We start from the raw sequence: 21,194 nt of genomic DNA, 5'->3' as shown, positions 1-21,194 counted from the left end.
GATGGTTCCCGCGATCGCCGGCCGTATCCCGCTGGTGCGCCGCCCCAAGGCCGCTGGGTTACCGCTGGCCGAACGCATCACGCATCTCACCGCGCTGACCGTCGAGCCCGCTGGCGCGGGCCACCACGACCTGGTGGCCCGCGCCAGCGGCGTCCTCAACTACGCCGCGCTGATCGCCTCCGACGTCGGCATGCCCGACCTGGCCGCCGAGCTGTGCTGGAGACAGCATCGAGTCTTCGCCGAAGCCAGAACCCTTTCACCGGACATCGCCGTGATGTCACTCATGCCTTTGATCAACATCTCGCGACTGCTGACCCGCGAGGGCAACGGCGAGGGTGCTTACGACCTGCTGCTGCGGCTGTACCGTGCCGCCCAACGTCGTGAGACAGCCACGATCCACGGCCACGACGTCGACCTGTCCGCACTGATCCGCACCGAGGCCGACCACCGAAAGATCTCCGAAGAACTGTGGGTGAGCGTTCTCGTCGACGGTGCCAGGGCTCTGGCGCGAATCGGCCGCTGGACCGAGGCCGCCGAAGCCATGACCGCCCACCGAGGAGTCGGCAACCGACTCCTCGACGGCCGCCAAATCGTGATCATGTCGTTGATGGAACGCGGCCTCGACCAGCAGGCCCGCGCCACGATCGAATCCACCACTCCCACAGAGCCGTGGGAAAACTCCGTCGCGACCCTCCTGCGCATCAGCTGCCGGCCCCAGACCTCACCAACGCCGCAGCCAGAGCTGGATCACGCTCTGCGGGAGGCACTGGCGCTGGTCTCCCCACCCGACCCCGCCACCGCCGCGTTCCAGGCTCGGGTCGGACTGTCCGCACTCGACCTGGCCCGCAACCGAACCGGCCCCTGTGTTGCCCTCCTGCGGGACGCCGTCGCCGACGTGGCCATGCTCGACGCCTACGCCGCCCGCGACGTCCTGAACCACAGCCTGACGCACTCTCAGCTGACCAATGCGCAAAGACAGAAACTCAACGCCGTGCTCGCCGCATCGGGGCTCGACGCCGGGAGCCTCTCAACAGACCACTCGCAAGCTCTTACCACAGCTGCGGGAAAGGCCGAAGACGCACTCCACAGGCTTCTGTGATCCGTACTGCCCGAGCCGCAGGAGAGAAAGGACATCAAGTGTCCATAATGGACAAAAGTCCCGGTCCTCCCCCACGACTGGCGCGTGGGAGAGGACCGGGATGTGGAATCAGCGGGTGGAGCCCACCGGTTCCGCTCGCGGGGCCGGCTCCGCGTCCCTCTGCTGGCGGCTGTTCTTCGCCGACCGCAGCACCGTGGCCGCCACGAACAGGGCGACGACGACCAGGCCGGCACCCACCCGGAACGCGAGCTGGTAGCCGCTGGTGAGCGCGACCGCCGGCGGCTCGCCCTGGCCGAGCAGGGTGTCGGTGTGCGCGACGGCCATCGTGCTGAGCACCGCGAGGCCGAGCGCGCTGCCGACCTGCTGCACGGTGTTGAACATGCCGGAGGCGATCCCGGAGTCCTCGGGCGCGGCGGCGGACATGGCCAGGCCGGCCAGCGCCGGCATCGCCAGGCCGAACCCGACGCCGAGCGGGAGTGTGGCGGGCAGGACGTCGGTGACGTAGCCACCGTCGACCGAGACCTGGCCCAGGAGCAGCAGGCCGAGGGCGAGCAGCGCCAGGCCGACCAGCAGGACCGTGCGAGCGCCGAGGCGGGCGATCAGGCGGGGCGCGACGAACAGGGACATCAGTCCGATCAGGAGGGACACGGGCACCACGCCCCATCCGGTCCGAACCTGGTCGAAGCCGAGGACCTTCTGCATGTGGAGCACGACGAAGAACTGGAAGCCGAAGATCCCGGAAATCATCAGGGTGTGCGTTCCCAGCGCTCCGGAGACGCTGCGCGAGCGGAAGAGACGAAGCGGGAGCAGTGGCTTGGCCGCCCTGGCCTGCCGAACGAGGAACGCGCCGAGCAGGAGCACCGCGCCCGCGCCCAGGACCAGCGTGTGTGCCGAGCCCCAACCGTGGTTCGGCGTCTCGACGATCGTGTAGACGGCCAGGGTCAGGGCCGCCGTCACCAGGGCAGCACCGAGGAAGTCGGTGTTCCGGTCGAGACCGGCGCCCCGGCCGGCATCCAGGACGCGGAGGGCCATGGCCGTGGCGACCACACCGATCGGCACGTTCACGAAGAAGATCCAGTGCCAGCCGACGGTCTGGGCGAGCACTCCGCCCGAGAGCAGGCCGATCGTGCCGCCGGCCGACTGGACGAAGCTGTAGACGCCGACGGCCTTGGCTCGCTGCCCGGGTTCGGCGAACAGGGTCACGACCATCGCGAGCGTCACGGACGAGGCCACCGCGCCCCCGACACCCTGGAGGAACCGCGCGCCCAGCAGCACCGCCGGGCTCTGGGCGAGGCCGCACAGCAGCGACGCCACCGTGAAGACCACCAGGCCGACGGCGAAGACCCGGCCACGGCCCAGCAGGTCGCCGAGCCGGCCGGACAACAGCAGGAGCCCGCCGAAGGGCACGAGGTAGGCGTTGACGACCCAGGCCAGGCCCGACTCGGAGAACCCGAGGCTGTCCTGGATGGACGGCAACGCGACGTTCACGATGGTGCCGTCCAGAATGATCATGAGCTGTCCGATGCAGAGGACGGACAGCGCCAACCAGGGGGATCTCCTGGCCTCCGAGCCGACGCGGGACATGGTTGCTCCGTTCGATGGCGCACTTTTTGTAACAGCGGCCATCTTCTGTAACCATGCGGCTCAGCGGAAGGAGGCACTTTCATGTCACGGGGTAACACCGATGTGCCCGAGCAGCTCATGACCGAGGCGTGCCCCATCACCGAGGTCCTCGACCACGTGGCGGGGAAGTGGAGCATCGGCATCATCGTCGCGGCGGCGCACGGCCCCGTGCGGTTCACGGAGCTGGAGCGCACGATCAAGGGGATCAGCCGGCGCATGCTCACGCTGAACCTGCGGAAGCTGGAGCGCGACGGGCTGCTTGAGCGGACGGTCTACCCGACGGTGCCGCCCAAGGTGGAGTACAGCCTCACCCCCATGGCGCGCGAGCTCCACGCGTCGCTGAGCGGGCTGGTGAGTTGGGCGGAGAACCACCGCGCCGACATCGCGAAGGCGCGTGCCGTCTACGACGCGGCGGAGTCGCCCGCCTGAGATCCACCACCACGCATGACGTGGCGTTCCTACGACACCTCACCGTCCTCATTGGACAGTGACAAGAGGTGGTCCGCGTGGGGCGCGAGTTCGGCATCCTCCCGTGCCTCGCGCAGAACTGCGTGCAGCGCATGGAGGTAGGTCTCGCGGGCCACCTCGACCAGTTCCCGGCCCTGCGCGGTGATCTGCGTGTAGACGCCGCGTCGGTCGTACTCGCACAGGTAGCGCTCGCTGAGCCCGGCGCGTTCCAGCCGGCCGACGAGACGGCTGACCGAGCTGTGGTTGAGCGGGATCGCCTCCGCCAGCACCTGTTGCCGCAGATGCCCGTGGTCGTCGGAGAACGCCAGCGCGGCCAGGGCCAGGTACTCCGACAGCGACAGGCCGTGTTGTGCCTGCAACGCGCGCTCCGCCGCGTCGTCGATCCGCGCCTGCAAGCGGCGCAACGCCTGCCACCGCCGCTCCAGCGGGGTCGGCAGGTGGATCACGGGTCGGCGGTGCTGTGTCGGCATGGGGAACAGCTTGACAGACCATCCGTGCATGAACAGTATCTGCACAAGCACATATTCGCCGTGCATGGACTGCGAGGAGCCCTGACGATGCGTGTGTTCCTGACCGGAGTGACCGGCTACATCGGCGGATCGATCGCCACCCGGCTCGTGCGCGAGGGCCACGAGGTGGCCGGCCTGACCCGCTCGCCGGACACGGCGCACGCCCTGGTGGAGCGGGGGGTTGAGCCGGTCGCGGGCACGCTGGACGACGCGGCCGTCCTCGCCCGCGAGGCCGACCGGGCGGACGCGGTCATCAACGCGGCCGACAGCGACCACCGCGGAGCGGTCGAGGCGCTGACCACCGCGCTGGCCGGCTCGGGCAAACCCCTGCTGCACACCAGCGGGTCGAGCATCGTCGGCGAGGACACCCGGGGCGCGGGCTCCGACCTCGTGTTCACCGAGGACGACGTCCGCCCCGACGGCCCGTGGAAGCCCGCGCCGGACAAGGCGCCCCGGGTCGCCATCGACCGCCTGGTCCTCGACGCCGCGAGCCAGAACGTCCGTTCCGTCGTCCTGTGCAACACCCTGATCTACGGCCACGGCCGGGGCATCGCCCGCGACAGCGTCCAGCTCCCCCGCCTCGTCGCCCAGGCCAGGAACTCCGGCGTGGCCCGGCACGTCGGCCCCGGCCACAACATCTGGTCCACTGTGCACATCGACGACGTGGTCGACCTCTACCTGCGCGCCCTCGCCGACGCGCCGGCCGGCTCGTTCTACTTCGTCGAGAACGGCGAGGCGTCCTTCGCCGACATGACCCAGGCCATCGCGGACGCCCTCAACCTCGGCCCCGCCCAGCCGTGGGACATCGACTCCGCGATCGCCGAGTGGGGCTACGAGCCCGCCGTCTACGCCCTGGGCTCCAACAGCCGGGTCCGCGGCGCCCGCGCCCGCGCCGAACTGGGCTGGGCACCCCAGCACGCCTCCGTGCTCGACTGGATCCGCCACGAGCTGACCGCCGCCTGACACCCGGCCAGCCCCCGCGCTGATCATCCACTGAGGACGGCGGCATCCGCTCCGGCTGGGGGTCGGGGCGGATGCCGCCCACATCGGTCCGAACCGGTCCGGATCGGTCCGAACCGGTCCGAATCAGTCCTCTGTGGAGCCCACCGGCGTCAGTCCGTGGCCTGCCCGGTGCGGAACACCGCCCTGAGGAGCTTGTCCAGCGCCTTCGGGTACTCCTCCTGCAGGTCGGTTTCGGCGTCGCCGGCGGTCATCGAGGCGGTCAGGATCTTGCTGGCGTCGGGCGTGCCGTACATCAACGCCCCGTAGCCGAGGGTGCTGCCGTTGTGGCGCAGGACGGTGACGTCGCAGCCCGCGTCCTCCACGAACAGCCCGAGGCCGTAGCCGGTCTTCGGGTGCGGCTCGCACATCTCGGCCAGCAGCGGGGCCGGCAGGAGCTTGCCGCCGACCAGCGCGGAGAAGAACGTCTGGAGATCCCGGGTGGTCGAGATCATGTCACCGCCGCCGACCAGCAGAGAGGGGTTCTGGCGGGTGACGTCGACGACCTTCCACTGACCGGCGTGCTGGTAACGGTAGTAGCCGTGGGCGTGCGGCTCGGGGATCTCCGGGTCGGCGCCGGGAACCACAGTGCCTTCCAGCCCCAGTGGGCGCAGGATTCGCCGCTGCGTCTCCTCGGCGTACGAGTGGCCGGTGACCCGCTCGACCAGCAGCACGGCCAGGGTGAAGTTGGTGCTGGAGTAGTTCCAGTCCGTCCCCGGCGCGAACAGCAGCGGCTTGGACAACGCGAACCGCACCAGCTCCTCCGGCTGGTACGTGCGGAACCGGTTGTCCACCCATTCCTGGCCCGTCGAAGGGAGTCCCGGGATAGCCTTCCCGTCGTAGAAGTCGCCGGTGTGGTTGACCACCCCGCTGGTGTTCTGCAACAGCATCCGCACCGTGATCCGTCGGTCCACATTGAACTGTGGCAGGTAGTCGGCCGCCGGCGCGTCCAGTCCGACCTTGCCCTCACCCACCAGTTGCAGCACCAGGGTCGCGACGAAGGTCTTGGTGTTGCTGCCAATTCGGAACCGCCCGTTCGTCGGCGGCTTCGCGGTCTCACCCAGCTTCCGCACCCCGGCGCTGCCCACCCACTCGCCCCGCTCGTCGCGCACGCGCAACTGCATCCCCGCGAAACCGGCATCGATGAACGCCTGCATGGCCTCCCGCAGCTCCGGGCGGTCCTGCCCGGCGGCGACCTCCGGCACGGCCGTGGAAGTGATGTTGTTCGTCATGCGGCCAGGTTCCAGCCTGACCTCGGGGCGGGGTCAACACCACGTTGTCCTCGCGGGCAGCGCGGGCAACGGAAGTAGCGAGGCGTCAGTACCTGTCCAGCCCGCGCAGGGCGACGTCGACGCCGCAGCGCATCGCCGCCCAGAACTGCGCGTCGTTCTGGCCCAGCTCCAGGCTGGTCATCGCGGCGGCCTGGGTGGCGCCGACGAGGGAGCCGACCGCGGCGGCGGCGCTGACCGGGTCGAGCTTGTCCGGGTACGCCGCGCACAGCGCGCCGGCGATCTCCTTCTGCATGGCGAACGAGACCTGCAACGCCTTGGCCTGGAGCGAGGGCACGGACTTGATCAACTCGGGGTAGGCGCCGAACAGCGACGTGTCGTCCCGGCCGACGCCCCCGGCCCGGAACTCGGCCAGCAGCACCTCGTAGGCGCGGGTGAGCAGGTCGGCGACGCTCTCGCCCTCGCGCCGGTCGGCGATCACCGCGAGCGCGGTCTCGACCCGTTCGCGGTGGTCGACGAACAGCACGTCGTCCTTGCTCGGGAAGTGGTTGAAGAACGTCTTCGTGGCAACGTCCGCCGCGGCCGCGATCTGCGCCACGGTCGTCTGCTCGTACCCCTGCTCCAGGAACAGCCGGAGGGCCGTCTCGGCGAGCAGCCGCCGGGTCTGCCGCTTCTTGCGTTCGCGCCGCGACTCGTCCATGCGAAAAGTTTACATGAGTAGTAACGCTACTCTGGTTGTAGAGTTACACTCGATGTAGTTTTATGGCCGGTGTCGACGACACGACGTGGACGACCGCGCAAGGCCGGTCGCCCGGTGAGGACAGCGACGATGACGACAGAACCCCTGACGTTCCCGTTGACCAGCGGCGGCACGTTCAGCCCGCCGAAGGAGCTCATGGCGATGCGCGGGGAACGCCCGATCGCCCGGGTCCGCTACCCCGACGGCAAGCTCGGCTGGATGGTCACCCGGCGCGCCACCATCCGCGAGGTGCTCGCCAACCCGGTCTTCAGCGCGCGCCAGGAGCTGCGCAGCACCCCGTTCAGCGGCGCCGGGCCCACTCCCCCCGCCCCGCCCGGGATGTTCATCGGCATGGACCCGCCGGACCACACCCACTACCGCCGGCTGCTGACCGGCCAGTTCACGGTCCGCCGGATGCGGCTGCTCACCGAGCGCGTCGAGGAGATCGCCGAGGAGCACCTGGACCGGATGGCGGCGGCCGGCCCGCCGGTGGACCTGGTGCGGGCCTACGCCTCGCCCATCCCCGCGATGGTGATCTGCGAGCTGCTCGGCGTGCCCCAGGACTACCGCACGCGGTTCGAGCGCGAGGCCGCGGAGATGTCCCGGCGGGACGCCACGCCCGAGGAGCGGCAGCACGCCATGGTCGGGATCTTCTCCTACCTCGGGGAACTGGTCGGCCGGAAGCGGGTCGAGCCGACCGACGACCTGCTCAGCGGGCTGGTCACCGACGACGCCGGGCTGACCGACGAGGAGCTGACCAACCTCGCGTTCATGCTCCTCGGCGCGGGCCTGGACACGACCGCGAACAGCCTGGGCCTGGGCACGTTCGCGTTGCTGTGCCACCCCGAGCAGATCCCGGTGATCACGAACCCGGAGACGGTCGACAACGCGGTCGAGGAACTCCTGCGCTTCCTGCCGGTCGTGCCGGGCACGGTCCGCACGGCGCTGGCGGACGTCGAGGTGGAGGGCGTCCAGGTCAGGGCGGGCGAGTCCGTCATGGTCTCGCTGCCCACCGCCAACCGGGACCCGGAGCGGTTCACCGACCCGGACGCGCTCGACCTGGCCAGGCCGGCCGCCGGGCACGTCGCCTTCGGGCACGGCGTGCACCAGTGCCTGGGCCAGCAGCTCGCCAGGGTCGAGCTGCGCGTGGCGTTCCCCGCCCTGTTCCGGCGGTTCCCGAGCCTGCGGCTGGCGGTGCCGCCGGCGGAGGTGCCGCTGCGCGACGACATGATCATGTACGGCGTGCACGAGCTCCCGGTCGCCTGGGACACTGAGTCATGACCAGGATCGAGGCCGACAGGGAACTCTGCGTCAGCGCGGGCATGTGCGCGCTGACCGCACCGGAGATCTTCGACCAGGACGACGACGAGGGCCGCGTGGTCGTGCTCGACGCGCGACCCTCGGCGGACCTCCGCGAGGGGGCGCTGGAGGCCGCGCGGCTCTGCCCGGCCGCCGCGCTGACCGTCCACGAGGAACCCTGACCGTCCACAGAGGACACGTCAGGCTCCGGAGGAGACCGGGACTGGGGTAGGCCACGTCGTCGGGGCCTACCCCAGACCCCCAGAACGGCACGCCGCCCACCTCGGTGCGCGGCTGCCCCGGTCGGCGCCGGTGGTCACCACCGCCTCGCGGCGGCGACCACCGTCACACGTTCCACCTCGACGGCGGGCGGATGTTGTTGGCCCTGCAGTACTCGGCGATGAGGTTCCGCCTGGTCTGCTCGCCCTGCGGCCCCATCTGCGCGGTGTCCTGGTAGATCTGGTCGAGCAGGGTCAGGGTGTTCTGACGCTGCTCCGGCGGCAGGTTGTTCGCCGCGTGCTCCCGGATCGTGTTCCACTCCACGGCGGAGTACCGCTGGGCGTCACCCTGCTGGAGCGTGTACGAGAACCGCGGGTTGTCCGCGTTGACGCGGTTCTCGTTGGTGAGCACGTTGTGGTACTCCAGCACGGTGTTCTGCGTGTTGTGCTGGGTGAAGCCGTTCTGGTGCTGCTGCACGTGCCCCAGTTCGTGGAACATCGTGTTCTCCGGCTGCCCGCTCGCCACGAACAGCGTGCCGCTGCTCGGGACGTAGGCGCCACCGCCGGCGTTCTGCGCGAAGTTGTGCGCGGGGTAGTTGGCGAACTCCGGGTTGGCCAGGTCGGCCGGCGGCAGTCCGATGACGGTCGCGATGGGCCGCGTGTCGTTGTCGGCGATCCCGACCCGGAACTCGGGCGGGAGCATGTTCACCGGCGTGTTCATCGTGGGCGTGATCGTTCCGCCCGGGTTGTTGGGGTCCGGGATCGTGGTGGGCAGGCGCAGGACCGGCAACGGGCGGTTGGGGTCGATCCCCAACTGCTGCCGGTAGTCCGCGACCTGCTCCGCCAGCGGGCGTTCGGGCCGCGGCGGGTTCTGCTGCTGCCCGTGGCCACCGGGCTGCTGCGACGGTCCGCCCTGGTTACTCGGACCGCCCTGGTTGCTCGGTCCACCCGGTCGACCCGGACCGCCCGGCCGGCTCGGACCGGGCCGTCCGGAGTTCGGCATCGGCGGCGGAGGCGGCGGGCCGCCCGGCCGGCCACCCATGGGCGGCGGAGGGGGCGGCGGGCCGCCCGGCCGGCCACCCATGGGCGGCGGAGGGGGCGGCGGGCCGCCCGGTCGACCGCCCGTGGGGGGCGGCACGTGCCCGGTCGGCGTCGTGTTCGGCATCGGGGGCGGCACGTTGTTCGACTGGTTGCCCGGCGGGGGCGGGGGCGGCGGCACGTTGCCCCCCTGGGGAATCGTCGAGGGCGGCGGAGGCGGAGGCGGCACGGACGAGGACGGCGTCGTCGTCGTGTCCGCGCCGTTGGGCGGCGGCTGACGCACCGGCGGAGGCGGGGGCGGCGGGGCGGACGACGGGTTGGTCGTCGTGTCCGCGCCGTTCGACGGCGGCTGACGCACCGGCGGAGGCGGAGGAGGCGGCGGCACCGACTGGGACGGCGGCGGGGGAGGCGGCGTCGTGACGCCGACGCTGTCCGGGTGCATCCCGGTGAGCGTGGAGGCGATGTTCTCGTCGGTCTGCCGCGTGGTGTTGTGCGAGGCGCGCACCCCGCCCTGGATGTTGCCCGCGGCGGAGGCCGCGCGCCCGGCGGTGTTGCCCGCCTCCCTGATGGTGTTGTTCACCTGCCCGGCGATCGCCGAGCCGACCAGGCCGTACGAGCCCGGCGAGAGCTGGTGCTGCTGGATTCCGTTGCTCAGGGTGGACAGCCGGCTTTCGAGGTTGCCGAAGTGCTGGGTCAGGCCGTCGATCGACGAGTCGACCATGCCCACACCGGTGTTGCCCTGCGGCAGGCCGTTGTTGGACGTCGGGTTGTTCTGGCCGCCCTGGGGCGGCGGCGACGTCGCCGGTGGCGACTGCTGGGCCGGCGGCTGTTGGGACGGCGGCTGCTGGGACGGCGGGGGCGGCGGAGGAGGTGGCGGGGGCGGGTTCGAGTTGCCGCCGGGGTTCCCGGACGAGCCGGAGGATCCGGACGATCCCCCGCCGGTGTGGCGAGCCATGCTGTGTTTTCTCCTCCGCTGCGGGGAAGGACGGGGTGGCGGGCGCGGGTCAGGGGGCGTTCTTGTAGGCGTCGCCCGCCTTGGCCATCTCGTGGCCGACCTCGCCGACGTCGGCGACGTTGTCGAACCGCTCGAAACCGGTCCGCAGCTTGCCCATGCTCTCGCCGAGCTTGGCCAGCCGGCCGCCCTGGCGGCCGAAGGCCGCGGTCAGCCGGGCGATCCGGCTCGCGATGTCGGCGGCGACCGCGGCGCACTTGCCCACCGCGAACCCGATGAACCCGGCGATGGAGGCGCCGAAGGTGAAGGCGGCCGCCGCCAGGGCGATCAACGCGCCCTTGATGAGCTGGGCGATCACCTCGGCGATGATGTCGCGCACGATGTCGCGCAGCACCACCACGAGCACGCCGGTCACCGCCGCGACCTTGGCGGTGCCCTCGACCGTCTCGGCCAGCGAGTCCAACTCCTCGCCGTACTTGTTCATCGTGGCGCGGAAGGCGTCGGCGCTCTGGCCGGTCCACCCGTCGAACGACGCCATGGCCCGCTTGTGGTCGTCGGCGACGGCCCGGACCTCCTTGGCCTGGTTCTTCAGCGCCTCGGTGTTCTGCTGGATCTCGTCGGGGTCGCCCATCAACGCGTCCAGCGGCTCGCGGAGGAAGCTGACGTGCTCGATCAGCCAGCCCACCCCGGCGGCCAGCAGGGTCCCGATGGGGTCGACCGCGAACTTCACGGTCATCGCCGCCGCGCCGATCGCGTTGAACGTGATGTCCAGGACCTGGACGGTCTCACTCTCCGCGTCCTGCGTGATCGACTGGACCAACCCGTGGTAGGCCTCGAACAAACCCGACCCGCGCCACTGGTTCTCGTCCGTCACCTCGACGACCACGTACGCTCCTCCGCTCGGCCCACCATTGCCCGGTCGCCGCGCGCCGTCCACGGCACGCCGTCCCGCGTGCGGGGACTGGGGGGCTCCCGACGCGGAACGGCGTTTCCGTTATGTCCTTTTCGGACGGACGGGCAGCGGCCACCCGGGCCACGACCACGCGGGAGAGGGTAGGTCCGGGCGAAGCCGCCGTTCAGGGCCGGAGCACGCGCCGTGCCCCTTCGTCCCCGAACTCTGCCCGAACGACCCCCTCGCCACTCCGAGCGCTGTCCCCCGCGATGGACCACGGGCCGCCAGCGGCCCGGTAGCGGGCGAAGGTGTCGGGGCGGTGAACTCACCAGGAGCGGCCGGTGTCGATCTCCGGCTTCGGGTGGCGCGCGGCGTTCTCCGAGCACCCGACGACGACACGGCCGCGCCGGCCATCCCGGGTCAGATCACCTCGATGGCGTTCAGCCGGTAGTCGGCGAGGATCGAGCCTGAGCCCGAGCGTCGTCTGGCGGAGTGGAGTGCGGCGGAGCGCAGCACCCCGGTGGCACCGTCCACAGTGAACTCACAGTGGACACTCTCGTCAGGCGCCCAAGCGCTGAAGGGGAACGTGCGCATCGGCCGCACCGATGCCGTCACGGTCTCGCCCACAACCGTCACGTCGGTCAGGTGCGACACGATCCGCGCCGGCGTGAGCAGCTCCGCCAGGCGGGCGACCGGGAACGGCGCGGAGTCCGGGGCGTGGTCGTCGCCCATCGTCAGCTCGCGGCGAGCCCCGTCCGGCGTCGTGACCCCGACGGTCCACCGCCGCGACCCGACCGGCGGGAGCCCGTCGAAGGACAGCTCTCTGGTCTCGGCCCGGATCTCGACCTCGGCCCGCAGGGACACGGAATCGAGCAGGGTGGCGGCCATCCTGGCGAGTGTCCAACCAGGACGGTCCTGTGCCGAGGGCGGGAGAGCCGGCCACCGACCCGACGACAACAGCGGTTCGCCCTCAGGCGTCACTGACCCGGCCTCCAGGGACGTGATCTCGTAGCGGGCGACGACACCGCTGTCGGCGAGAAGTTCGGCGGAGAGGAGGAATCCGGTGGCGGTGTCCACCGCGAGACGGGTCAGCCGTGCGCCCGGCGGGCACCACGCGCTCTCCGGATCGGCCCAGACGGGGTGCGGGACCACGTCGAGCAGGACGCAGGGCCGCCCGGCCACGACACCGTGCCGAGCGGTGGCCGAACCGATGTCGCGCACCAGGACCACCGGGTCGAACAGGACGGCGAGGGCCGGGTCCGCCAGAGCGTCCCGCCAGGCCACGCCAGGAAATCCCGTCACTTCAACGGATTCGTCACCGGGCTCGGCAACTCCCCCGGCGCCCGGCGCCGTGCCGCCGAACCTGCCCGAGAGATCGACCGAGTCCGGAGCACCGGACCGCCGCACGACAGCGCGGAACGTCAGGTCCTCGGCGCCGGTGGCCGCCATGCGGGCCAGGGCCCACGCCGGCAACGCGCTGTCCCCGTCAGGGGGCGGAGCACCTAGCCAGTCGGCAACTGCCACGACACCCACCTCTCCCCCGCCTCCGGATCACCCGGAGCCCACTGTACGTACAGAACCCGGTACGGGTGCCGCGCGTCGAGCGGAGCGGTTGACTCCACTGTGTACTCACCGGAGTACTCACCGGAGCCCTGGCTGATCGTGCAGCCGGGTTTCGTGATGCCTTCCCCGCACTCCAGGACCACCTGGTCGGTCTCGTCCGGGATGCCCTCGGCGTTCACCTTGCTGTGCGCCATGATCGACACGTACGCGGGGGCCGACTTCGCCGCGACGGTCGCGGACACCTTCGCCTCCCCCGAAGATCCGCCCGACGCGCCCGACGGCCGCCATTCCATTCGGGCCGGCGGACTCTGACCGCCCCGGCCCGGCCACTGGGCCGCCACCACCGGCAGCGCGACGTCCCCCTGACGCGCCAACGGCAGGGGGTCGGCGGGCGGCGCGGGCGGTGCGGGCGGCGGACTCGTGCACCCCGCGACGAGGGCGCACGTCACGGCGGCGAACGCCAACGGCAGAGCCGGGGCCGGTCGGTCGACCGGCCCCGGCGCCCCGCGACGGGTCAGCCGCGGCAAGTGATCTCGCTGTCGTTCTGGTTGTAGACGTGGGCGGAGCCCCGGCCCTCCGGGCCGCTCACGTAGAACCGGGCCTGACCGCGGTAGCGGTACTTGGTGCCCGGCTTGCAGCCCTTCGGCGCGACCACGCGCAGGTTGCGGGAGTTGGACTTGTTGCCGCTCTTGGTGGTCAGGTGCTCCCAGCCGTACCAGCGGGAGCGGTAGAGCGACCCCTCCGTGGACAGGTTGGGGGCGGTCCGCCCGCACTTGGTGTCGAAGTGCACGTTGATGGTGCGCGTCGTGGTGTGCGAGTTGTGCGGGTAGTCCACGCTGGCCTTGCACAGGTAGGGCAGGCGTCGCGCGGCCGCGCCCATCGGGGCCTTCCCGCCATGGCCGTCCTCGGTGAGGTCGACGCTGCCCTTGTCGACGTCCTCCAGGACGACCGGCGCGGGCTGCTCGGTGGTCGTCTCCGTCTCGGCGGCGGACGCGGGCAGGGCGCTCGCGGCCAGGACGACGCCGACCAGCAACGGTGCGGCCAACAACGACTTGATCTTCATAGAGCGGTCCAACCCCCAGTGCTCCCGCCACTCCGGACGGGCCCGTCGGTGCGTGTTCGCGGCGGACGCTAGTCGATCGGTCCCGTCGGGGCCGCCCCGCGGGCTGTGATCCTGGTCCCACTGGCGTCCTCAACGGACAGTCGACCTGTCCGCGAATGTCCACTCGCGACTGTCACGCACCCGTCGCACCGGATTCCCGTTCCGCCCGGAAAATCACCTCACCAATGCTCGTGGTCCAGTCCACTGTGGATCACGGTCAGCGGAGCGGCCGAACCGACTGCGCGACACCCGCGACACCCGCGGCACCGGCAACACCGGCGGCGCCGAGCGGGTCGGGGTGCTCGGCGAGCCAGCGCTCGGCGTCGATGGCCGCCGAGCAGCCCGAGCCCGCCGCCGTGATGGCCTGCCGGTAACGCCGGTCCACCAGGTCGCCGGCGGCGAACACCCCGGCCACCCCGACGCTGGTGGAGTCCGGGTCCACGAGGACGTAGCCGTCCTCGTCCAGCGGCACCTGACCCCGGACCAGCTCGCTGCGCGGCGTGTGTCCGATCGCGACGAACAGGCCGGTGACGTCCAGCTTGCGGAGCTCGCCGTCCCGGTCGGCCAGGCGCACGGAGGTCACCGAGGACTCGCCCACCACCTCGGCGACCTCGTGGTTGGTCAACCAGAAGATCTTCGGGTTGGCCTTCGCCCGCTCCACCATGATGGTGGAGGCGCGGAAGGTGTCGCGGCGGTGCACGATCGTCACCGACGACGCGAACCGGGTGAGGAACAGGGCCTCCTCCATGGCCGAGTCGCCGCCGCCGACGACCGCGACGTCCTGGTCCCGGAAGAAGAACCCGTCGCAGGTCGCGCAGGAGGACACCCCCCTGCCCAGCAGCCGGGCCTCACCGGGGACGCCGAGGTACCGGGGCTGCGCGCCCATGGCGAGGACCACGGCCTTCGCCCGGTGCCGCTCGTCGGCGAAGACGGTCTTGGCCGGGCCGGCCAGGTCGACGCCGACCACGTCGGTCGTCACCAGTCGGGCGCCGAACCGCTCGGCCTGCGCCCGCATCCGGCCCATGAGGTCGGGGCCGAGCAGGCCCTCCTCGAAGCCGGGGAAGTTCTCCACCTCGGTCGTGGTCATCAACGCGCCGCCGGGGGTGGTGCCCTCGAACACCAGCGGCCGGAGCTGGGCCCTGGCGAGGTACAGCGCCGCCGTGTACCCGGCGGGCCCGGAGCCGATCACGATCACGTCCTCCAACTGCGCCGCCACGATGCCGCCTTTCTCCGATTTCCGCCGGTTTTCCGACCCTCACCGTCGCCGGCCCGCACCGCGCGCGGGTAGTGCCGGCGCGCGATGCCACGGCGTTATGCGCGAGGCGGATAAGCCGCCGTCAGAACGAAGTGGCAGTGGCCACCGACCTGGCGCGACACCAGACTCGCGACGTCGGGCGACCCCGGACTTCGGGACGTCCCGCGGAAAGGAGGTCCACAGATGGTTCCGCGCAAGCGATGGCACGTCGCCGCGCTCGGGTTCGCGGTCACCGCGGGATCGTTGCTGGCGCCCGGTTCGGCTGGCGCCGCGGCGTCGACCATCGGTACCGACGGCTATGTCCACGTGGCACCGAACGGCACCGTCCTCGGCGTCGATCCCTACTACCCCAAGGACGGCAACGGCGGCTACGACGTCGCCAGCTACGACATCACCCTGGGCTACGACCCGTCCCACAACTACGTGGCGGGCAAGGCGGTCATCAAGGCCACCACGACGCAGGAGCTGAGCCAGTTCAACCTGGACCTGCGCGGCATGACGGTCAGTTCGGTGCGGGTCAACGGCGCGAAGGCGAACTTCCAGCGCGCCGGGGAGCACGAGCTCGTCATCCGGCCCGGGTCCACCCTGGCCAAGGGGGCCGAGTTCACCGTCGAGGTCAGCTACGCCGGTGTTCCCTCCGCGATCTCCACCAGTCGCGGCCCCGTCGGCTGGCAGCGGTCCCGCCAGGGCGGCGCCTTCGCCGCCGGCGCTCCGCACGCGGCGCGCACCTGGTACCCGGTCAACGACACCTCGGTGGACAAGGCGACCTTCAAGGTCACCGTCACCGCCCCGCAGGGCTACACCGTGGTGTCCAACGGAAAGCGCACCGGACAGTCCACTCAGTACGGGTACTCCACCACCACCTGGACCGAGGACAAACTGGTCAGCCCGTCCTCGACCATGATCGGCATCGGCCGGTTCGACGTCACCGAGGCCGAGCTGCCCGGCGGGGTCAAGGCGGTGCACGCCGTGCAGGGGAACTCGCCCAACGGTGAGGACCTCGCCGCGGCGCTGCCCGAGGCCGTCCGGTTCCTCACCGAGAAACTGGGCGACTACCCGCAGGGCACGGCGGGCGGGATGTACCTGGCCGACGGGCTCCGCTTCACCTACCCCGCGCAGGGTCGGCCCGTCTACGGCGCCTGCGCCACGACGGCGGACGTGGTCTACGCGACGGCCGCGCAGTGGTGGACGAACAAGCTCGGCGTCAAGATGTGGAAGGACGCGCCGCTGGTCGAGTCCTTCGCCCGGTACTCGGTCTGGCTCTACGAGGCCGAGCGCGAGGGAGTGGACATCAACGCCCGCTACGAGGCCGCGCTGAAGGCCGCCGGCAACGGTTCGGCCTTCTGGGGCCGGAAGTTGTCCGATCCGGGCCGGGGCAACGAGTTCTCGGTTTCGGACAAGGGCGTGCTGATGGTCCACGCGCTGCGCCGGCACCTCGGCGACGGCGCGTTCTTCACCATGTTCCGCGGTTTCCCGGAGATCAACGACAACTGGCCGCAGGGCTGGTACGACTGGCGGCTGTTCACCGAGGCCGTCGCCGACCGCGATCTCCACGATTTCTACTCGGCCTGGGTCGACGGCACCACGGTGCCGCCGGACTCCCTGCTCCGGCCGACGCCGCCCGCGTCCTGACCCCTGCCCGGGACGCGACAGCGGGAGCTGGGACGACCGCCTACGTCCCAGCTCCCGCCCCTTCGGCGTTCCGGGCCCGGTCCCGGGGATTCGGTGGTCGTCGGTGCGGTTGTCGTGGGTCCGGTTCTCGGGGGTTCGGATCTCGTGGGCTCATGTCCTGGTGGGTCATGTCCTGGGATCGCGCCTCGACACCGCCCAGAGGCCGGCGCCGGGATCAGCCCGGAAGTCGGCCCAGAAATCAGCACAGCCGTAGGCGGTCAACGCCGAGCGCAGCCGGTCCCGGTAGGCCGTCCTGGCGGCCGCCGCCACCGCCGACCCGTTGTCGGCGAACGGACCGTCGCGGTGCCAGGCCATGATGAACCGCCGGTCGAGGATGTTCGTGGTCAGGGGGCGCAACACGTTGCGCGCGTTCATCTCGCACACCCCCTGGCTGAGCCCGACCGCCCCGGCCCGCACCGCGTTGTTGGTCTCCGCGCAGGTTTCCGCCGTGTGCGTCACGTTGGGCACGAACCCCAACGACCAACACGTCGCGCGGAAGTACTCGTGGAAGCGGTTGGCCCCGGGCGGCGGCAGCACCCACCGCTCGCCGGCAAGGCTTTCCAGGGTGATCTCCGAGCGCTCCGCGAAGGGGTGCCCCGCGGGCAGCACGACCATCGACGGGTCCTTCGTGATCACCTCGGTCCGCACCCCCGGCGGCACGTCCAGCTCGAACCCGGGGTACTCCTTGACGATGGCCAGTTCCAGCCGGTGCTGCGCGACCATCGACAGCAGCAGCACGCTGCACTCGTAGGCCAGCATCGAAACCCTGGACATCGGAAAGGTCTCGTTGAGCACCGTGAGGACGCGCTCGATGACCGGGGTGCACACGGTGCCGAGCCGGATCTGGTCGCTGTGCACGGGGTTGTGCGCCCGGCTCTCGATGTCGTGCAGGAAGTCCTCCATCAACGGCAGGACGGCGAGCGCCCGCCGAAGCAGGAGCTCGCCGGTCGGCGTCGGCACCACCGCCGCCGACCCGCCTCGTTCGAACAGGCGCTGGCCGAGCAGCGTCTCCAGCCGTTTGAGCTTGTAGCTCACTGCCGGCTGACTGACGCCGAGGAGAACGGCAGCCTTGCTCAGGCTGCCGGTCTCCCCGATCGCTCGCACCAGGCGGAGGTGATGTGTGTCCAACTCCATGGTCACCCAGCCACTGTCTCCGGTTCGGGCGCCGCGGCCCGTGATCTCCGTCCACTTCTGAGCCGCCCCAACCCGGCGTAGAGCACGAACGCCACCACGACCGAGTTGATGGTGGGAATGCCGACCGAGACGCCGGCGCCGACCGCGGTGCCCACGGCCCAGCACACCAGCGACAGCGGGAGCCAGTCCGGCGGGTCCGCCGGCAGCTCGCCCCGGCGCAGCGAGTCGGCGAGCTGCCCGCGCCAGGTCCGCACCACGAAGTACTCCGCGATCACGATGCCGGCCACCGGCGGTGTGATCACCCCGATCCAGGTCAGGAACGTGGTGAAGTGCTCCAGGATCCCGATCGCCGACAGCACGGTGCCCGCGCCGCCCAGGATCAGCGCGGCGTGGGTTCGGGTCACGGTTCGGCCGGTGAGCACGTGCACCGCGTTCACCAGGCCCAACGACGCGGAGTAGAGGTTCCAGTCGTTGATCTTGACGATCGCCGCGACGAGGACCAGCGCGCCGAGCGTCCCCGAGGTCGACGTGATCATCACGGTGACGTCGGCGCTGCGCGCCACGTGCGCGAGGACCACGCCGGTGAGGCCGATCAGGTACTCGCCCAGGGTCACGCTGATCACGGTCTGCTTCACGACGTCGGACACGGACCGGTTGAACCGGGTCATGTCCGGCGTCATGACCGCGCCCATGATGAACGCGCCCGCGACCAGCGTGGTGCCCTCGGCGATCGACATCGTCGGGCCGGGCGCCGGCGAGGACACCAGCTCGCCGACCGAGTGGTCGCGCAGTTGGCTGACGATCGCCCAGCCGGCCAGCAGCAGGAACGCCGGCACGGTCAGATATGCGGTCCACGCCATGAATCGGAACCCGAACACCACGATCGCCGTGACGCCCACACCGCCGATGAGGGCCCACAACCACTGCGGCGGGCCGTCGACCAGTCCACTGAGGCCGCGCGCGAACAGTCCGTTCTGGACACCGAACCAGCCGGCGAGGCTGATCGTGACGAGCAGGCCGACCAGCGCGGAGCCGCGGTTGCCGAATCCGGCCCATCGGGCCAGAACCGAGGTCGAGACGCCCTCGCGCATCCCGGCGACGCCCATCAGGATCGTGACGACCTCCAGCATCACCGACCCGAGGGTGATGGCGATGAACGCGTCCCAGAACGTCATGCCCAGGCCCAGCGCGGCGCCGAGCATGAACTGGTGCAGCGCCGAGACCTGACCGAAGCGCTGGATCGCCACGGTGACCCAGGAAACCTTGTCCTGCGGCGGAACCCGGCGCAGGGAGTGGTCGTCGTGGACGTCGGCCGGCGGGTCGGACCGGCCGGTGCTGGGGGGCCGGCTCATGCGAACGTTCCTCCGTCTGGGGTCGAGGCCTCGTCATGGGACAGAACGACGAAACCCTGTCGGGGGTGCGGTGTGAGTGACAGTTCCTGTCGGTAGAGCAGTTCCAGGAAGTGAACGCGTTGGTGGTAGGCGAAAACCGAACTTTCCACCTTCGCGATCGAGACGGTGTCCAGGAACATCGGCAGTTCGGCGAGGAAGTAGCGGACCGCGATCGCCAGTTGGTCCGGCGTCGGCTCCTCCCCGTCGGGCAGCCGCCGGTCCAGCACCCACCTGCTGGCCTCCAGGCACTCGTGGGCGAAGGCCGGGTTGTCGTCGAACTCGGCGTGGACCCGGTCGAGCAGGGCCAGGTAGGCGGGGTCGCCGTCCAGCGCGGCGGAGCTCAGGACGTAGCCGGTCGGGTCGGCGACGCCGACCTCGTCCAGCGCCCGGTGGATCTTGTTGATGACGTACTGGCCCTGCCGGCCGGCCTTGTACCGGGCGCGGTTCGGGGGGTACCCGAGGGCTTCGAGCGTGTGCACCGAGGCGCCGTCGGGGACGAAGAAGTGGAACGCGTCAAAAGATCGCTGCGCCCACCGGGCGATGGCCGCGATCCGGTCGACGCTGAAGTAGCTGTTGAATGGGCTGACACCGATGCACACATGGCTACCTGTTGACAACGGGCCGGCGCAGGAATCGGTGAGAGGAGCGGCGAGAAGCATCATCGTCTCCCAGTGCAGGGGGTGGCGGGAGAGGCTCCGACCGAATGGTGGAGCGTGCGACGATTCTGCGATCGCCTCCGACGTCCGGGTAATGTCAGACGATCATGCCGTTCGGTTATCGGCGCAGCCGCGGTGCCGCGGACCTGACCGACGCGAGACCCCGTGCCCGCCATCATCCTGCAAGAAAACACCGTTCCACCGGAACCGAACGGACCAGTTCTTTACTCCGCAAGGAGTAAAGGTGGAGTCCATTCGACGCAAAGTAGTGACATAACCCCACCGCATACCACTAATAAGGGCCATGGAACTCCACGTCCGCCACCTGCGTATCCTCTGCGCGATCGCCCGTGCGGGCAGCCTCAACCGCGCGGCCGTCGAGCTGCGGGTGGCTCAACCCGCGTTGAGCCACCAACTCCGCCGCATCGAGCAGGTCGTCGGCTGCGAGCTGTTCGAACGTGACCGGCGTGGGGTCCGGCCCACCAGGGTGGGCATGCTCGTGCTGGCCAGGGCCGAGGCGATCGTGCCGGCCTTCGACGAGCTGGAGCGCGACTTCCGGCCGCGCGAGCACGAGCCGGCCGGCCGGCTGCGGGTCGGCTGGAACGACAGCGCGATGACCGCCGCGCTGGTGGGCTGTCTGCGGCGCGCGCTGCCCGGTGTCTCGGTGAGCACCAGGGCCGACATGTCCCGCACGCGGCTGTTATCCCAGGTCGCCCGGCGCAGCATCGACCTCGCCCTGGTGATGATGTGCGGCGACCGCACCCAGACCGTTCCCGACGAGCTGGAGGCGCGGGTGCTCGTCCGCGAGCCCGCGTTCGTCGCGCTGCCCGCCACGCACCGGCTCGCCGACCGCTCGCACGTCGACCTGGCCGACCTCGCCGACGAGGACTGGATCGTCTCCAGTTGCGGGGAGGGCTGCCGCGTGGTGTTCCGGGAGATGTGCCTGGCGCACGGGTTCACGCCGCGGATCACCCACGACGTCGACACCGCCCGCGACGAGCTCGTGCTCGGCGGCCTCGGGGTCACCCTGGTGCAGCCCACCCGCCCGGCGCGGCCCGGCCTGGTCGTGCGCCCGCTGGTCGGCGACCCGATGACCGTCCAGCACATCCTGTTGTGGCGCAAGGACAGCCCGGTCTCGCACCTCGCGTCGGGCCGGCTGCCGCGCGCGCTGCTCACCGCCTACGAACTGATGGCGGAAAAGAACGACCACTACCGGCGGTGGCTGGACGAGCGGCGGATGGCCCAGGCCGTCCAGCCGTTTCTCCCGCCGGACACGGGCGTGAATAAGCGCACGGCATGAGCGCCTGGCAGTAGGCCGGACGCGCCGGACGCGGCAACACTGGACGCGGAAGCGACA

At 70.8% G+C, this 21,194-nt stretch carries 20 protein-coding genes; 7 read left to right on the top strand and 13 right to left on the bottom strand.

Annotated elements, in window-relative coordinates; genetic code table 11:
- The first annotated feature begins 1 nt into the window (after position 1).
- The gene (locus tag BUE43_RS28765) at positions 2-1,099 is read left to right on the top strand and encodes a hypothetical protein (protein WP_073489347.1); all 1,098 of its coding nucleotides are present in this window, start codon (positions 2-4) and stop codon (positions 1,097-1,099) included.
- 108 nt (positions 1,100-1,207) lie between these two features.
- Here the strand turns inward: BUE43_RS28765 and BUE43_RS28760 are convergent, their stop codons facing one another.
- Complete coding sequence (locus BUE43_RS28760; RefSeq protein WP_073489345.1) at positions 1,208-2,683, bottom strand: MFS transporter; 1,476 nt, start codon at positions 2,681-2,683, stop codon at positions 1,208-1,210.
- 81 nt (positions 2,684-2,764) lie between these two features.
- Here BUE43_RS28760 and BUE43_RS28755 point away from each other — a divergent pair, with 81 nt between their 5' ends.
- The gene (locus BUE43_RS28755; RefSeq protein WP_200797705.1) at positions 2,765-3,151 is read left to right on the top strand and encodes a winged helix-turn-helix transcriptional regulator; all 387 of its coding nucleotides are present in this window, start codon (positions 2,765-2,767) and stop codon (positions 3,149-3,151) included.
- A gap of 29 nt (positions 3,152-3,180) precedes the next feature.
- Here the strand turns inward: BUE43_RS28755 and BUE43_RS28750 are convergent, their stop codons facing one another.
- Positions 3,181-3,660, bottom strand: a complete 480-nt coding sequence (locus BUE43_RS28750) for a MarR family winged helix-turn-helix transcriptional regulator (protein ID WP_200797704.1) — start codon at positions 3,658-3,660, stop codon at positions 3,181-3,183.
- 87 nt (positions 3,661-3,747) lie between these two features.
- Here BUE43_RS28750 and BUE43_RS35705 point away from each other — a divergent pair, with 87 nt between their 5' ends.
- Positions 3,748-4,662 (top strand): NAD-dependent epimerase/dehydratase family protein, encoded by a 915-nt coding sequence (locus BUE43_RS35705; protein WP_073489341.1) that lies wholly within the window; start codon positions 3,748-3,750, stop codon positions 4,660-4,662.
- Between the two features lie 149 nt (positions 4,663-4,811).
- Here BUE43_RS35705 and BUE43_RS28740 read toward each other — a convergent pair whose 3' ends face one another.
- Positions 4,812-5,930, bottom strand: coding sequence for a serine hydrolase domain-containing protein (locus BUE43_RS28740; protein WP_073489338.1), 1,119 nt, complete (start codon positions 5,928-5,930; stop codon positions 4,812-4,814).
- A gap of 85 nt (positions 5,931-6,015) precedes the next feature.
- Positions 6,016-6,627 (bottom strand): TetR/AcrR family transcriptional regulator, encoded by a 612-nt coding sequence (locus tag BUE43_RS28735; RefSeq protein ID WP_073489336.1) that lies wholly within the window; start codon positions 6,625-6,627, stop codon positions 6,016-6,018.
- Between the two features lie 129 nt (positions 6,628-6,756).
- Between BUE43_RS28735 and BUE43_RS28730 the strand changes: the two genes are divergently transcribed.
- Together BUE43_RS28730 and BUE43_RS28725 are read left to right on the top strand one after the other, a co-directional pair.
- A complete protein-coding gene (locus tag BUE43_RS28730; RefSeq protein ID WP_073489334.1) occupies positions 6,757-7,947 on the top strand; it encodes a cytochrome P450 in 1,191 nt (396 codons plus the stop codon).
- Positions 7,944-8,147, top strand: a complete 204-nt coding sequence (locus BUE43_RS28725) for a ferredoxin (RefSeq protein ID WP_073489332.1) — start codon at positions 7,944-7,946, stop codon at positions 8,145-8,147. The genes BUE43_RS28730 and BUE43_RS28725 overlap by 4 nt, the downstream gene beginning before the upstream one ends.
- A gap of 163 nt (positions 8,148-8,310) precedes the next feature.
- On the opposite strand, the gene BUE43_RS35700 is transcribed toward BUE43_RS28725, so the two are convergent.
- From BUE43_RS35700 to trxB, 6 genes are all read right to left on the bottom strand, one after another.
- A complete protein-coding gene (locus tag BUE43_RS35700; protein WP_143174459.1) occupies positions 8,311-10,176 on the bottom strand; it encodes a hypothetical protein in 1,866 nt (621 codons plus the stop codon).
- A gap of 49 nt (positions 10,177-10,225) precedes the next feature.
- Positions 10,226-11,059 (bottom strand): WXG100 family type VII secretion target, encoded by an 834-nt coding sequence (locus tag BUE43_RS28715; protein WP_073489328.1) that lies wholly within the window; start codon positions 11,057-11,059, stop codon positions 10,226-10,228.
- 426 nt (positions 11,060-11,485) lie between these two features.
- Entirely contained in the window at positions 11,486-12,589 is a 1,104-nt protein-coding gene (locus tag BUE43_RS28710) for a LolA-like protein (RefSeq protein WP_143174458.1), read from the bottom strand.
- Positions 12,568-12,870: a hypothetical protein gene (locus BUE43_RS33840; RefSeq protein WP_073489324.1), complete on the bottom strand. Its 303-nt coding sequence runs from the start codon at positions 12,868-12,870 to the stop codon at positions 12,568-12,570. The genes BUE43_RS28710 and BUE43_RS33840 overlap by 22 nt, the downstream gene beginning before the upstream one ends.
- Before the next feature lie 272 nt (positions 12,871-13,142).
- Positions 13,143-13,691, bottom strand: coding sequence for a hypothetical protein (locus tag BUE43_RS28700; RefSeq protein WP_073489322.1), 549 nt, complete (start codon positions 13,689-13,691; stop codon positions 13,143-13,145).
- Between the two features lie 256 nt (positions 13,692-13,947).
- Entirely contained in the window at positions 13,948-14,946 is a 999-nt protein-coding gene (trxB, locus tag BUE43_RS28695; protein WP_083960265.1) for a thioredoxin-disulfide reductase, read from the bottom strand.
- Positions 14,947-15,168: 222 nt separating this feature from the next.
- On the opposite strand from trxB, the gene BUE43_RS28690 reads away from it, so the two are divergent.
- A complete protein-coding gene (locus BUE43_RS28690) occupies positions 15,169-16,617 on the top strand; it encodes a gluzincin family metallopeptidase (protein WP_073489318.1) in 1,449 nt (482 codons plus the stop codon).
- A gap of 165 nt (positions 16,618-16,782) precedes the next feature.
- On the opposite strand, the gene BUE43_RS28685 is transcribed toward BUE43_RS28690, so the two are convergent.
- The 3 genes from BUE43_RS28685 to BUE43_RS28675 are packed head-to-tail and all read right to left on the bottom strand — an operon-like array spanning position 16,783 to position 19,840.
- Positions 16,783-17,790, bottom strand: coding sequence for a LysR family transcriptional regulator (locus BUE43_RS28685; protein WP_073489316.1), 1,008 nt, complete (start codon positions 17,788-17,790; stop codon positions 16,783-16,785).
- 2 nt (positions 17,791-17,792) lie between these two features.
- Positions 17,793-19,142, bottom strand: a complete 1,350-nt coding sequence (locus BUE43_RS28680; RefSeq protein ID WP_073489314.1) for a purine-cytosine permease family protein — start codon at positions 19,140-19,142, stop codon at positions 17,793-17,795.
- Complete coding sequence (locus BUE43_RS28675; RefSeq protein WP_073489312.1) at positions 19,139-19,840, bottom strand: tRNA-dependent cyclodipeptide synthase; 702 nt, start codon at positions 19,838-19,840, stop codon at positions 19,139-19,141. The genes BUE43_RS28680 and BUE43_RS28675 overlap by 4 nt, the downstream gene beginning before the upstream one ends.
- A 301-nt stretch (positions 19,841-20,141) precedes the next feature.
- On the opposite strand from BUE43_RS28675, the gene BUE43_RS28670 reads away from it, so the two are divergent.
- On the top strand, positions 20,142-21,137 hold the full coding sequence (locus tag BUE43_RS28670; protein ID WP_073489310.1) for a LysR family transcriptional regulator: 996 nt from the start codon (positions 20,142-20,144) through the stop codon (positions 21,135-21,137).
- Positions 21,138-21,194: the final 57 nt, after the last annotated feature.

Source organism: Streptoalloteichus hindustanus (genome assembly GCF_900129375.1).
Lineage (GTDB): Bacteria > Actinomycetota > Actinomycetes > Mycobacteriales > Pseudonocardiaceae > Streptoalloteichus > Streptoalloteichus hindustanus.
This window is presented reverse-complemented; position numbering and strand designations above follow the sequence as displayed.

Excerpts from the sequence above, each read along its gene's own strand:
- BUE43_RS28765 (WP_073489347.1), top strand. The coding sequence starts at position 2 with ATGGTTCCCGCGATCGCCGGCCGTATCCCGCTGGTGCGCCGCCCCAAG.
- BUE43_RS28760 (WP_073489345.1), bottom strand. The coding sequence starts at position 2,683 with ATGTCCCGCGTCGGCTCGGAGGCCAGGAGATCCCCCTGGTTGGCGCTG.
- BUE43_RS28755 (WP_200797705.1), top strand. The coding sequence starts at position 2,765 with ATGTCACGGGGTAACACCGATGTGCCCGAGCAGCTCATGACCGAGGCG.
- BUE43_RS28750 (WP_200797704.1), bottom strand. The coding sequence starts at position 3,660 with ATGCCGACACAGCACCGCCGACCCGTGATCCACCTGCCGACCCCGCTG.
- BUE43_RS35705 (WP_073489341.1), top strand. The coding sequence starts at position 3,748 with ATGCGTGTGTTCCTGACCGGAGTGACCGGCTACATCGGCGGATCGATC.
- BUE43_RS28740 (WP_073489338.1), bottom strand. The coding sequence starts at position 5,930 with ATGACGAACAACATCACTTCCACGGCCGTGCCGGAGGTCGCCGCCGGG.
- BUE43_RS28735 (WP_073489336.1), bottom strand. The coding sequence starts at position 6,627 with ATGGACGAGTCGCGGCGCGAACGCAAGAAGCGGCAGACCCGGCGGCTG.
- BUE43_RS28730 (WP_073489334.1), top strand. The coding sequence starts at position 6,757 with ATGACGACAGAACCCCTGACGTTCCCGTTGACCAGCGGCGGCACGTTC.
- BUE43_RS28725 (WP_073489332.1), top strand. The coding sequence starts at position 7,944 with ATGACCAGGATCGAGGCCGACAGGGAACTCTGCGTCAGCGCGGGCATG.
- BUE43_RS35700 (WP_143174459.1), bottom strand. The coding sequence starts at position 10,176 with ATGGCTCGCCACACCGGCGGGGGATCGTCCGGATCCTCCGGCTCGTCC.
- BUE43_RS28700 (WP_073489322.1), bottom strand. The coding sequence starts at position 13,691 with ATGAAGATCAAGTCGTTGTTGGCCGCACCGTTGCTGGTCGGCGTCGTC.
- BUE43_RS28690 (WP_073489318.1), top strand. The coding sequence starts at position 15,169 with ATGGTTCCGCGCAAGCGATGGCACGTCGCCGCGCTCGGGTTCGCGGTC.
- BUE43_RS28685 (WP_073489316.1), bottom strand. The coding sequence starts at position 17,790 with ATGGAGTTGGACACACATCACCTCCGCCTGGTGCGAGCGATCGGGGAG.
- BUE43_RS28680 (WP_073489314.1), bottom strand. The coding sequence starts at position 19,142 with ATGAGCCGGCCCCCCAGCACCGGCCGGTCCGACCCGCCGGCCGACGTC.
- BUE43_RS28675 (WP_073489312.1), bottom strand. The coding sequence starts at position 19,840 with ATGCTTCTCGCCGCTCCTCTCACCGATTCCTGCGCCGGCCCGTTGTCA.
- BUE43_RS28670 (WP_073489310.1), top strand. The coding sequence starts at position 20,142 with ATGGAACTCCACGTCCGCCACCTGCGTATCCTCTGCGCGATCGCCCGT.